At 36.9% G+C, this 12229-nt stretch carries 13 protein-coding genes; 5 read left to right on the forward strand and 8 right to left on the reverse strand.

Annotated elements, in window-relative coordinates:
• Positions 1-39 precede the first annotated feature (39 nt).
• From ACXPAV_RS06305 to ACXPAV_RS06340, 8 genes are all read right to left on the reverse strand, one after another.
• Positions 40-822 carry a hypothetical protein gene (locus tag ACXPAV_RS06305; RefSeq protein WP_458003005.1) on the reverse strand — a complete coding sequence of 261 codons (783 nt, stop codon included), beginning with the start codon at positions 820-822 and terminating at the stop codon, positions 40-42.
• Positions 823-1117: 295 nt separating this feature from the next.
• The gene (tatC, locus tag ACXPAV_RS06310) at positions 1118-1846 is read right to left on the reverse strand and encodes a twin-arginine translocase subunit TatC (RefSeq protein WP_039136331.1); all 729 of its coding nucleotides are present in this window, start codon (positions 1844-1846) and stop codon (positions 1118-1120) included.
• A gap of 27 nt (positions 1847-1873) precedes the next feature.
• Positions 1874-2434 carry a Sec-independent protein translocase protein TatB gene (gene tatB, locus ACXPAV_RS06315; RefSeq protein ID WP_021461293.1) on the reverse strand — a complete coding sequence of 187 codons (561 nt, stop codon included), beginning with the start codon at positions 2432-2434 and terminating at the stop codon, positions 1874-1876.
• A gap of 2 nt (positions 2435-2436) precedes the next feature.
• Positions 2437-2673, reverse strand: a complete 237-nt coding sequence (gene tatA / locus ACXPAV_RS06320) for a Sec-independent protein translocase subunit TatA (RefSeq protein ID WP_021461294.1) — start codon at positions 2671-2673, stop codon at positions 2437-2439.
• Between the two features lie 70 nt (positions 2674-2743).
• Positions 2744-4381, reverse strand: a complete 1638-nt coding sequence (gene ubiB, locus ACXPAV_RS06325) for a ubiquinone biosynthesis regulatory protein kinase UbiB (protein ID WP_458003006.1) — start codon at positions 4379-4381, stop codon at positions 2744-2746.
• A complete protein-coding gene (locus ACXPAV_RS06330) occupies positions 4378-5007 on the reverse strand; it encodes a ubiquinone biosynthesis accessory factor UbiJ (RefSeq protein ID WP_458003007.1) in 630 nt (209 codons plus the stop codon). Before ACXPAV_RS06330 ends, ubiB begins: the two co-directional genes overlap by 4 nt.
• Before the next feature lie 10 nt (positions 5008-5017).
• On the reverse strand, positions 5018-5791 hold the full coding sequence (ubiE, locus tag ACXPAV_RS06335; protein ID WP_039136340.1) for a bifunctional demethylmenaquinone methyltransferase/2-methoxy-6-polyprenyl-1,4-benzoquinol methylase UbiE: 774 nt from the start codon (positions 5789-5791) through the stop codon (positions 5018-5020).
• Between the two features lie 9 nt (positions 5792-5800).
• Positions 5801-7255, reverse strand: a complete 1455-nt coding sequence (locus ACXPAV_RS06340; RefSeq protein WP_458003008.1) for an aminoacyl-histidine dipeptidase — start codon at positions 7253-7255, stop codon at positions 5801-5803.
• 129 nt (positions 7256-7384) lie between these two features.
• Between ACXPAV_RS06340 and gpt the strand changes: the two genes are divergently transcribed.
• The 5 genes from gpt to ACXPAV_RS06365 all read left to right on the forward strand — a co-directional run bounded on the left by gpt (position 7385) and on the right by ACXPAV_RS06365 (position 12192).
• Complete coding sequence (gene gpt, locus ACXPAV_RS06345) at positions 7385-7843, forward strand: xanthine phosphoribosyltransferase (protein ID WP_013746851.1); 459 nt, start codon at positions 7385-7387, stop codon at positions 7841-7843.
• Positions 7844-7865: 22 nt separating this feature from the next.
• Positions 7866-8450: a D-sedoheptulose 7-phosphate isomerase gene (gene lpcA / locus ACXPAV_RS06350; RefSeq protein ID WP_039136344.1), complete on the forward strand. Its 585-nt coding sequence runs from the start codon at positions 7866-7868 to the stop codon at positions 8448-8450.
• Positions 8451-8552: 102 nt separating this feature from the next.
• On the forward strand, positions 8553-10097 hold the full coding sequence (locus tag ACXPAV_RS06355; RefSeq protein WP_458003009.1) for a sulfatase-like hydrolase/transferase: 1545 nt from the start codon (positions 8553-8555) through the stop codon (positions 10095-10097).
• 83 nt (positions 10098-10180) lie between these two features.
• Positions 10181-10843, forward strand: coding sequence for a response regulator transcription factor (locus ACXPAV_RS06360; protein WP_039136346.1), 663 nt, complete (start codon positions 10181-10183; stop codon positions 10841-10843).
• The gene (locus ACXPAV_RS06365; RefSeq protein WP_458003010.1) at positions 10825-12192 is read left to right on the forward strand and encodes a sensor histidine kinase; all 1368 of its coding nucleotides are present in this window, start codon (positions 10825-10827) and stop codon (positions 12190-12192) included. The genes ACXPAV_RS06360 and ACXPAV_RS06365 overlap by 19 nt, the downstream gene beginning before the upstream one ends.
• Positions 12193-12229 lie beyond the last annotated feature (37 nt).

The following is a 12229-nucleotide window of genomic DNA, read 5'->3' on the forward strand; positions in this document are numbered from 1 at the left end:
AAAAACGCCCATACTGGGCGTTTAAAAATGAAAATAAGTTTATTGTTTTTTCGCCTGATATGCCCCAGAAATAACAGGTTCTCCTTCCTTTTTCAGATAAAATACGCCTAGTGTATTCTCTGCTTTATCTTCTTTTCCTGCAAACACCCCTGTATACTTGCCCTCATATTCTGCAGCAACAGCATTACCTATATAGCCTGTATCTCCTAAGGTCGCATTTTTCAATTCAATTTGCTTAATATTATTAGCCTGTACCTCAATATTACCTGAAACTGTCTGATCTTTTAATTCTAACGTTAATGAACCATCTTTTTCTTGCCCATCAATTGTCATTTTTGCCAAACCTTTATAAATTGCATTAACAGCTTGAGCAGGATTTTCTAAAACATATTTCTGATCTACTTCATAAAAATAATATTTATAATTACCGTCAAGTATTTCTGGCATAGTAAAATAACCATAATAGCCAATATCACTTACAGGATTTGCTGTTTTATCAAAACTAAGTTTAATTTTCTTTGGGCGTGGTTCAAAACTCCCATCCATTCCAACGAAAGTGAAAACATCCCCTTCAGCTTTCGATGGCTTAAATGAAGGCTCTTTTTTCTCTTGTTTATCTTCTACTGATTGTTTATCTTCTTTTGAAGATTTATTATGACTAGTATTATTTTCTGTAGAAGAATTAATACCGTCTTGTTGCTCATCTTGAACAGGATTAATTACAACAGCATTATCTTTTTGCGAAGAATTCCCCCCACTAGAGTTACAAGCCGCTAAAATAAATGATAAACCAAACAGAATAGATTTATTTAATAATTTCATAAAAAACCCCATAAAGTTGATACTTTCAAAGTGGTATAGTATACCTACTTTTACAAAAAATAAAAGCACCTAAATTATTAACAAAATATTAATGTTAAGTGAATTTTTATTCATAGTAATATTATTATAAAAAAACCGAACCTTTGAGGCTCGGTATAACAAATTTATATGTACGTTGAATATGAGTTGCGGTATTCGTTAACGCTTGATTGGTATTTGATCTAAAAGTTAAATAATTGTCTCACATTTTTATGAGGTTATTTTTCATACTTAAAATTTAAACCGCTCTATTAATTTAATTTGATTTTGGCTGATAAAAACGAGCAAATAATACACCTATTTCAAATAATAAGTACATTGGAACAGCAAGTAATGTTTGTGAAAAAATATCAGGCGGTGTCAGTAACATTCCAATAACGAATGCACCTACTAAAATATAAGGTCGCTTCTGTTTTAGATCTTCAATGCTGACCACACCACTCCAGCAGAGAAGAATAATTGCAACCGGCACTTCAAAACAGATGCCAAAAGCTAAAAACAGAGTTAACACAAAATCAAGATAACTACTGATATCTGTTGCTATTGCTACACTTTCAGGCGCTGTTTTGGTTAAAAATGCAAATACTAAGGGGAAAACCACATAATAAGCAAACGCCACACCAACATAAAACAGCAATGTACTAGAAACTAACAGAGGATAAATTAACCGTTTTTCGTGTTTATACAATGCCGGAGCAATAAATGCCCACACTTGATACAAAATATAAGGTACGGACAAAAATATTGCCGTAATAGCAGTTAATTTAATTGGTGTAAAAAAAGGTGCAACAATATTGGTTGCAATCATCGTTGAATTTTGTGGAAGCTCATTAATTAACGGAGCTGAAATAATATGATAAATATCATTTGCAAAATAAACCAATGCAAGAAACACAACCAACACACAGATAAAACTTTTCAAAATGCGATTGCGTAACTCAATAAGATGGGTAATCAGCGGTTGAGATTCATCTACGCTAGCCATAACTTTCCTTTGCTAAATAGCGATAATTTAAGATTTTTTAGCCGGATCGGTTATTTTTTCCGCCGGCACATCCGCTAACGGATCATAACTTGCCAACTCATCCTGATGCTGTTCAAGAATTAATTTTTCTTCATCTGCTTCAGCCAATTCTGCTTGTTCATCGGCAGCAAGCAGTTGCTGTTCCTCAGCTTTATCAGTGGTGATGGACTGCTCTTCACCTTGCGCTTCCATTTTGGTCTGCTGTTCCAATGAAGATTTCAACTCGCTCACAGCATTGTTCGCTGCTTGGGTTTGTTGATCCAACTGCTGTTGCATTTTTTGTGCAGAGGCTTTAAGCTCTTCAACCGTTTTGCTTAATTCAGGAGAAAGTGCTGATAAATTGAGATGCTCCGCTTTTTTGATGCTCTCTTGCAACTCTTGCAATTTAAGCTCCTGTGCCAATTCGCTTTGCACATTGTTAGCGAGATTACGCAAAGTGCGTATCCAACTAACAACGGTACGAATTGCCACCGGCAGACGCTGCGGACCTAAAACCACTAAACCGATGACAAAAATCAGAACAAGTTCAGAAAAACCGATATCAAACACAGTTATGCCTGCTCTTTATCTTTAGTTTTTGTGTCAGTTTGTGTGTTTGAATTTGAGGATTGAGATTCGATAGATTTCTTAAATTCGGCATCTTTTTCCCCCTCTTCACTCATTGCCTTTTTAAACCCTTTAACAGATTCGCCAAGATCCGAACCTAATGTTTTTAATTTTTTTGTTCCAAAAAGCAATACAACGATTAATACAATAATTAATAATTGCCAAATACTGATTCCACCCATAATGTACCTCTAGTCAAAATAAAATGTTGATTAAATTATACTGCTGCTTTTACGCTGCAACAATGCAACTTTATCGTTTTAAAGTTATTATTAATAATAGCACAACGCCTAATAACAACAGCCCAACAGCAATATTCAGCGGTAAAAATTGAAAGCTGAATAAGCTGCCAAAGAATAGCAAACTCGCACTAATAAAACCATACACACGTTGGGTATTTTTTTGTTGTTGCGTTAACTGCTGCTGAATCAATGTTAATTGACGACGAATTTGTTTCTGCTCCAACAATGCTTGATACAATGTTTGCGGAAAAGAGGCAAAATGTTCGCGTAAAAAAGGTAAATGTGATTGAAAATCGCGATACATTTTCTTTGCACTAATCTGTTCATTCAACCAATCCTGTAAGAACGGTTTGGCTGTCTGCCATAAATCCAACTGCGGATATAACTGCCTTCCTAACCCTTCGATATAAAGCAAAGTTTTCTGCAATAATACCAACTGAGGTTGCACCTGCATTTGAAAACGACGCGCGGTATTAAATAAATTTAACAACACGTTCCCAAATGAAATTTCTGCCAACGGTTTAGAAAAAATTGGCTCACAAACAATTCTAAATGCCTGCTCAAACTCTTCTACATTGGTGTCTTCCGGCACCCATCCAGAATCAATGTGTAACTGTGCAACTCGTCGATAATCTCGATTAAAAAAGGCTAGGAAATTTTCAGCTAAATAACGTTTATCTTCGCTATTCAAAGTGCCAACGATTCCACAATCAATGCCGATATATTGCGGTGATTCCGGATGGTGATAACTGACAAAAATATTACCAGGATGCATATCAGCGTGGAAAAAGCTATCACGAAATACTTGCGTAAAAAAGACCTGTACACCACGCTCTGCCAACAATTTCATATCTGTGCCGTTCGCTTCCAATGCCGAAATATCTGAAATTGGAATGCCATAAATACGCTCCATTACAATGACATTCTTATGACAAAAGTCACTATACATTTCTGGAACATATAACATTGGACTATCTAAAAAATTTTCTCTTAACTGAATTGCATTTGACATTTCCTGTCGTAAATCCAATTCCGCCAACAGTGTTTTCTCATATTCACGAATCACTTCCACCGGTCGCAACCGATAACCTTCCCGAGTTAAACGCGGAATCCATTTCGCAATTTTATACATCAAGGCAACATCCAAAGCAATAACTGGCGCAATATCGGGGCGGATCACTTTAAACACCACCTCTTTCCCTGCGAACGGCTGCATTCTATTAAATTTTGCGGTATGAACCTGAGCAATTGAAGCCGATGCCAGTGCTTGTTCATCGAATGCTTCAAACCAACGCTCAATCTTGTCCCCTAAGGCTTTTTCAATTTCCGCTCTTGCCAATTTTCCATTAAACGGCTCTACTTGATCTTGCAACAGTGCCAGCTCATTAGCGAGCTCTTCAGGGAAAAGATCTCGTCGTGTCGAAAGCATTTGTCCTAATTTGATCCATACCGGCCCCAACTCTTGAAAAGCCATCCGTAAACGCCAACCAAGCGATTTATCCGGATAACGATTTTGCCACCAAAAGCAGAGTTTACGCCCATAACGAAGCGGACGAGTTAATGGAATTTTAGGCAATGCTTGATCCAAGCCGTATTGCAATAATACTCGGACAATATGATAAAAACGAAAATAGTGCTTTATTTTCATAGCCTTCCTGCAAGTTGGTTAATTTTATTTTCTACACGCTGCAAATCCTGTTGCAACTCAGAAACCTGATCATAAAAATGTACCAACGCCAAAGAGGGAGCAATCAACCGCCACTCTTCAGTTAAACGTTCTCCCCAATGACGCTCACTGGTTGCATAATGTTCAGTTATACGATTTTTTATCTGTCTTATCATCTGGGTTAAAGAGTAAGCAGCCACATCACCAAGATACGGAGCCAATAATTCTTCTGGATCTTTTTCCAATTGTTCAAATAAAGCAACCGTATCCTGCAAGACTTGTAAATCTCCCTGAAACACAACCTGCTTTTGATTGATTAACTCAGACAGCTCACTTTTTTTCGGACGCTTCAATAACAACCAAGCATCTGCCGATACCTCACAATCCGCTTCACCATCATATTGCGCCAGAATATCTAAGCGTTGTTCCGAAAATAGCAAATAGCAGTAACCACCTTGTTTAAGACGAAACAACAACACCTTACCTGATAATTTCCGTAACCTTGGAACAACACCTTCACTACGTTCAATAAGATAATTTATCGCTTGTTCCAACAAACCATTTACTAGCTGCGGCAACATTAATTGTTGCTTAATTGAAGAAAGCATTTATTGCTCCTTAAAATTTATAACCACGATGCAATGCCACAATACCAGCGGTTAAATTAAAATATTGAGTCTGTTCAAAGCCTGCATCAATCATCATCTGCTCCAACACAGATTGTTCCGGATGCATTCTGATTGATTCTGCCAAATAACGGTAACTGTCAGCATCATTCACAACTACTTCTCCCACTTTCGGCAAAATATTAAATGAATAAAAGTTGTAAACTTTACTTAATGGCTCAATAATTGGCTTAGAAAACTCTAAAACTAAAAGACGACCGCCTGGTTTCAACACACGGTACATTGAACGCAATGCTTTATCTTTATCCGTCACATTTCGTAAACCAAAACTAATCACAATACAGTCAAAAGTGTTATCCGAAAATGGCAACATTTCCGCATTTGCTTGCACATATTCTACATTGCCGACTACTCCTAAATTACGCAACTTGTCACGTCCTACCTGCAACATAGAATCATTAATATCAGCTAAAATAACCTGTCCACTTTCCCCCACCATTTTGGAGAATTTTGCCGAAAAATCACCAGTACCACCAGCAAGATCCAATACTTTCTGACCTTTACGCACACCACTGCAATCAATAGTAAAACGTTTCCAAACTCGGTGAATACCGAATGAAAGTAGATCATTCATCAAATCATACTTATCTGCTACAGAATGAAAAACATTGGCAACCAGTTTTTGTTTTTCTGATTTTGCGACCGTTTTAAACCCGAAATGAGTTAACTCTTCATTATTTAAATTCGGTTGTTGTTCCTGTTCCATTATCTCATCCTATTTTTGGGGCATTGTTGCCAATAATTCTGTTAATAATTGCCAATAAACTGCCACAGCAGGAATATGACAACGTTCATCCGGAGAGTGAGCCCCCAAAATGGTCGGTCCAATTGAAACCATCTCCATATTTGGATAAACTTTATTGATTAACCCGCACTCCAATCCGGCGTGAATCACTTTGATTACACTCTCTTTGCCTAAAATACGGTCATATAACGTTTTCGTGCGTTTAACAATATTCAAATCTGCCTGCGGTTCCCAACCTGGATAACGCCCGGAAAAAACAACTTCAGCATGAGCTAAACGACAAACAGAACGTACTAATCCTGCCACATCATCTTGTCCGTACTCATTCAATGAACGGGCTAATAGCGTTAATTTAATCTGTTCTGCTTTAGTTTCCAATACGCCTAAACTGATAGAGGTTTCCACCACATCCGGCAACACATCACTAAAACGAATAACGCCATTAGGAAGTGCATTGATTAAATCTAATATATTTTGTGTCTGACGCTCACTTAATCCCTGTTTAGCTGTCGCAATTTCAAAAGCAAAATTGATCTGTTTTTCAGCGTGAGATAACGCTTCAATGAGTTGTTGAGATAATATTTGCCACTCCTGTTTAAACTTTTCTACTGATGCACTAGAGATTAAAACTGTAGCAAATGCTTCTCTTGGGATAGCGTTACGAACAGAGCCTCCAGAAATTTCTGCCAAACGGAAGCTAACTTTGGTCAATACCTTTTCAAGTGTTTTTGCTAAAAGTTTAATCGCATTACCACGATTTAAATGAATCTCCGCCCCCGAATGACCACCTTTTAGCCCTGTTAACGCAATATGTACTGCCACTTCATTTTTGCGTAACTCTTGCCATTGCACTGGGAAACGAATATCAACATCTTCACCGCCAGCACAACCGATATAAATTTCACCTTCATCTTCAGTATCGGTATTAATCATCACCTCACTTTGCAACCAATTCGGCTGTAATCCCAAAGCCCCGACCATTCCGGTTTCTTCACTGGCAGTCAATAAAACCTCCAATGGCGGATGCGCAATATCATTGCTATCCAACACTGCTAAACAGGACGCCATACCGATACCGTTATCCGCCCCTAAAGTTGTACCTGTCGCTTTTACCCATTCGCCATCAACATAAGGCTCTATTGGATCAGTTAAAAAATTATGTTCAGTATTTTTATTCGCTTGTGGCACCATATCCAAATGAGCCTGCAATGCCACTGGCTGATGATTTTCCATTCCCACCGTTGCCGCTTTACGAATCAAGATATTCCCTACTGAATCCTGTTCAACCCAGAACTGTTTCTGTTTTGCCCATTGAATAATAAAATCGGCAAGTGCCTGTTCGTGGTGAGAAGGATGAGGGATTGAACAAATTTTATCAAACCATTGCCATACTAATTTCGGTGATAATTCTGTAATTGAAGACATAATTTTTCCTTTGAAATAGTTACTTTTGCAGAAAACAAAAAGAAATTGCGTTAAATGATAGCATAGAAAGCAATTTCGCGTTATCCTTACGCAATTTTTTATAACTTCAAACACAAAGGTACATTTATTATGAGCGAAAAATATGTTGTTACTTGGGATATGTTTCAAATGCACGCCCGCAAATTATCCGAACGCCTCCTTCCGGCTTCACAATGGAAAGGAATTATTGCGGTTAGTCGTGGTGGGTTATTCCCAGCAGCGGTTATTGCACGCGAATTAGGTATTCGTTTAGTTGAAACCGTTTGTATCGCAAGTTATGACCACGATCAACAGAATGAATTAAAAGTGTTGCATCGCGCAGAAGGTGACGGCGAAGGCTTTATCGTAGTCGATGATTTGGTTGACACAGGTAACACTGCACGTGCTATTCGTGAGATGTATCCAAAAGCAAAATTTGTAACCGTATTTGCAAAACCTGCAGGTGCGCCTTTAGTTGATGATTATGTTGTTGATATTCCACAAAATACTTGGATTGAACAACCTTGGGATATGGGAATTACTTTTGTTCCACCTCTTTCTCGTAAATAAATAAAATTTCTTGGAGTTGCTGATGTATTTAACACAAATCAAAGCCGAACTGACACAAGCGGCAGATGTTTTAGACAAATTTTTATCCGATGATAAAAATATTGAGCTAATTCAACAGGCGGCACTCATTATTGCCGACAGTTTTAAACAGGGCGGAAAAGTTTTAAGTTGCGGTAATGGAGGTTCACATTGTGATGCAATGCATTTTGCCGAAGAGTTGACCGGTCGTTATCGTGAAAATCGTCCGGGTTATCCCGCCATTGCCATTTCAGATGTTAGCCATTTAAGCTGTGTAAGTAATGATTTCGGTTACGATTATGTCTTTTCGCGTTATATAGAGGCAGTCGGTCAAAAAGGTGATGTTTTGTTCGGGCTGTCAACTTCCGGCAACTCAAAAAATGTTTTGAATGCAATCGAAGCTGCAAAAGCAAAAGGAATGAAAGTAATCGCATTAACCGGCAAAGATGGTGGGAAAATGGCAGGTCTAGCAGATGTTGAAATTCGTGTCCCTCATTTCGGTTATGCTGATCGTATTCAAGAAATTCATATCAAAGTTATCCATATTTTGATGATGTTGATTGAATTTGAAATGGCGAAACAGAACTAATAATTTCATTATTTATGGATTATTTTGTGCATCAATTCACTTTTGATGCACATTTCCTTTTCACCGTCTAACGCTGTTTTTTTCACCACTAAGGACATTTTGATGAAAAAATTTTTCAATCTCTTCAAAAATCTTAATTTGAAACAGTTTTTTGTTGCCATCATTGCCTTAGTTTCTCTCTATTTTTCATCGCTATTTATGCTTAATGGCAGTGGCAAACAGATTGAAATTCAGGATGTTTTGCTGCTTTCCGCACTCATTCTTATTTTTAACGCTTCCCGTAAAGCATTTTATTTCGTTATTCTTCCTATTGCCATTGCTTATACATTATATGCGCCAGTAGGAATGATGTTCGGAGCGCCGAATTATCAATATTTAGCTTCTGTTTTAGCGACAAATCTCGCCGAAGGTAGCGAATTTTTACAACAAATCCCTTTGCAATATTATTTAATGGCTATCGCTATTGTGCCATTATTACTTTTATTCCGTTATTTAAGCCAACATTTTCAATTAAAATTCTATAAAAATAAAACATTGCTCTGTTTCATTCTCTTTTTTGCATTAATTAATCAATCACCATTTTCCTTTTTTCATCAATTTCTCGCTGCTGCCGCTCAAGTCAAAGACGAATTAGTTCGTTTAAATCAATTTCAACTGAAAAGCCAGTGGGGAGACTCTCAATTTAACGGCAAATATAAGAATTATGTATTGGTTATTGGTGAAAGTGTTCGCCGTGATTATATGCACGCTTACGGTTATCCTATTGAAAATACCCCCTTTATGGAAAACGTCAACGGTATTATCGTCGATGGTTTAGAATCAGCCGGAAGCAACACTATCGCCTCTTTACGCCTTATGCTAACAAAACCTGATAAACAAAATTGGGCGCCTGATTATTCATTAAATTTAATTGATTTAATTAAATCTGCTGGCATAAAAACTTACTGGCTATCCAATCAAGGTTTTTTGGGTCAATTTGATACACCGATCACCGCCATTGCCGATTTAAATGATGAACATTACTTTATCGCTAAAAATGATTCTATTAGTAATGACTCCAGTGATTTTCAATTGATTGCGCCATTAAAAAATATTCTTGCACAACCTAGCAATCAAACAAAATTTATTGTAGTTCATCTTTATGGATCACACCCTAAAGCGTGTGATCGTATTAAGGATTATCAAAATATTTCTCCAGTAAAAGATAAGAAATATCAATATCTTAGCTGTTATGTTTCATCTATTAGAAAAACCGATCAAGTACTACAACAAATCTATCAAGCATTACAACAACAATATCAGCTACACCAACAGTCATTTTCAATGATCTACTTTGCTGATCACGGATTGGCACATAAAACTATTGATAACGAAGTACTATTTTTCAACAATGCTGGCAGTCCGTTACATCACGATGTTCCACTATTTATGACCTCTTCTGACAGCCAACAGCATCAAAAATGCACTAGTTTCAAATCTGGCTTGAATTTCACTGAAGCAATTGCAAATTGGATGAATATTCAAAATCAACAGATTTCAACACAATTTAATCTGTTCGACTGTAAAAGTGACAACGATGATTATGGATTAAAAGAACGTCTACCTAAAACTAAGCGTGATCCAGCAATAGACATTAGAAATAAATAAGAAGTCATTGATCAATCTACATAAATTACGTTTCTATTTTATGATAGAATTTCACTCATTTATTTTTAGATCAACTTTATAATATGAGAATTCTACTGGTTGAAGATGATCCAATGATCGCAAATGTATTATCCGATAACTTGAAAGACGCAAGTTACGCAGTCGATTGGGTGGAAAATGGAGAACTGGCATTAAGTGCAGTAAAATCACAGCCTTATGATTTAGTTTTATTAGATTTAGGGCTACCTAAAAAAGATGGATTGGAAGTTTTAGCACAGTTACGCCAACAACAGTTTGGTTTTCCGATTATTATTCTTACCGCACGAGATGATCTACCAAGCCGTTTACAGGGTTTGGATGGTGGAGCCGATGATTACATCATTAAACCGTTTGATATGGCTGAGCTTTTGGCTCGCATTCGTGTTGCGCTGCGTAAACAGAGCGGTCATCATACTGCAGAGATTCGATACGGCAATCTTTTATTGAATTTAAAAACTTATCAAGTGCAAAACCTCACTACTCAAGAAACGCAGCAGCTCACAAATAAAGAATTTGCTATTTTGCAAACATTATTACAACATCCAGGCGTTATCTATTCGCGTAGCGATCTTGAAGATAAGATTTATGGTTGGGGCGAAGAAGTTGAAAGTAACGCTATTGATTTTTTGATTCACGCACTGCGTAAAAAATTGGGAAAAGAAGCAATTAAAAATATTCGAGGTGTCGGTTGGACTATTCCAAAATAACTAAAAGATTATTACGCTGGCGTTATTCCATTCAAGCAAAATTAACCTTAACACTTGTAATCGTTACTTTTTTCACCGCCACCGTTACGGCAGTTTCTACTGCTTATAATGCGTTTTATGCCGCTTATCAGTTACAGGATGACTTATTAATTCAGACAGCACGTTTTACTTCACTTCGTAACAATTTTTCCGAACAAATGCCTTTACCATTAAACGATGATGACAACCAAATTTATGTACAAAGCATTTTTACTTCACCTAATAATAAATATTTCATTCCATTTCTCTATCAAATGAGAGAAGGATTTCATACCGTCAAAATTCATAAAAAAGAATTTCGTGTTTTCGTACGACAAATAAAAACACAAAATAGGATGCAAAAAATTGCAGTAATGCAAGAAACCGAATTCAGAACAAAAAAAGCGATTGATGCCACTTGGCAAACTATTTTGCCATTCTTAATTTTTATGCCAATTGTCATTCTACTATCAATTCTAGTGATTAATTTCACTTTTATTCCACTGCGTAAACTTTCAGTAGCTATTCAACAACGGCAAAAAAATGATCTCAGCATTATTCCTTTAGCAAAAACACCTTATGAAGTACATAGCTTTATTACAGCCATTAACCATTTATTGAAACAAGTAGATAAGTCGGTAAAAGAACAACAACAGTTTATTGCCAATGCCGCCCACGAATTACGTTCTCCAATGACGGTTCTCTCTTTACAGGCAGAACGTTTAGCAACTCACGCTGTTCCGATAGAAACTAAACAGCAAATTGAACAGCTTATTCAAGCAATTCAGCGTAATCGCCATTTATTGGATCAACTGCTATCTTTTGCTCGTAGTCAGGCACATCAAACTCAACAACCAGATATTAAACCAATTTCGGTAAAAGCTACCTTTAAACAGGTTATTGAAACCTTGTTACCATTGGCAGAACAAAAGCAGATTGATATTGGCGTGATCAGTGAACAGGATGCTGAAATTTGTATCGGTGAAACGGATCTCTTCACCATTATTAAAATTCTACTCGAAAATGCGATTGTTTATGCTCCGGAAGAAAGTTTTGTTGATTTATCAGTTGAACTACAAGACGATAAAGTGAAAATCATTGTAGAAGATAATGGCAACGGGATTGTAGAAGAGGAGCGAGAAAAGGTTTTAAAACCATTTTACCGCATTTTAGGAACTCAACAGCAAGGTACTGGATTGGGATTAGCAATCGCATCAACTTTAGTGCAGTATTATGGTGGCACGATTAAACTTAAAGCAGCACAACAATACACACACGGTCTGCGTGTAGAAATTATCTTGCCAATCCATCAAAAACTTCCAAATAGTTAGAAGGCATAGAACAAAAAACGCATATTGTTGTCAATAT

Source organism: Gallibacterium sp. ZY190522 (assembly GCF_054166015.1).

Excerpts from the sequence above, each read along its gene's own strand:
- ACXPAV_RS06305 (WP_458003005.1), bottom strand. The coding sequence starts at position 822 with ATGAAATTATTAAATAAATCTATTCTGTTTGGTTTATCATTTATTTTA.
- tatC (WP_039136331.1), bottom strand. The coding sequence starts at position 1,846 with ATGGCTAGCGTAGATGAATCTCAACCGCTGATTACCCATCTTATTGAG.
- tatA (WP_021461294.1), bottom strand. The coding sequence starts at position 2,673 with ATGGGTGGAATCAGTATTTGGCAATTATTAATTATTGTATTAATCGTT.
- ubiB (WP_458003006.1), bottom strand. The coding sequence starts at position 4,381 with ATGAAAATAAAGCACTATTTTCGTTTTTATCATATTGTCCGAGTATTA.
- ACXPAV_RS06330 (WP_458003007.1), bottom strand. The coding sequence starts at position 5,007 with ATGCTTTCTTCAATTAAGCAACAATTAATGTTGCCGCAGCTAGTAAAT.
- ubiE (WP_039136340.1), bottom strand. The coding sequence starts at position 5,791 with ATGGAACAGGAACAACAACCGAATTTAAATAATGAAGAGTTAACTCAT.
- ACXPAV_RS06340 (WP_458003008.1), bottom strand. The coding sequence starts at position 7,255 with ATGTCTTCAATTACAGAATTATCACCGAAATTAGTATGGCAATGGTTT.
- gpt (WP_013746851.1), top strand. The coding sequence starts at position 7,385 with ATGAGCGAAAAATATGTTGTTACTTGGGATATGTTTCAAATGCACGCC.
- lpcA (WP_039136344.1), top strand. The coding sequence starts at position 7,866 with ATGTATTTAACACAAATCAAAGCCGAACTGACACAAGCGGCAGATGTT.
- ACXPAV_RS06355 (WP_458003009.1), top strand. The coding sequence starts at position 8,553 with ATGAAAAAATTTTTCAATCTCTTCAAAAATCTTAATTTGAAACAGTTT.
- ACXPAV_RS06360 (WP_039136346.1), top strand. The coding sequence starts at position 10,181 with ATGAGAATTCTACTGGTTGAAGATGATCCAATGATCGCAAATGTATTA.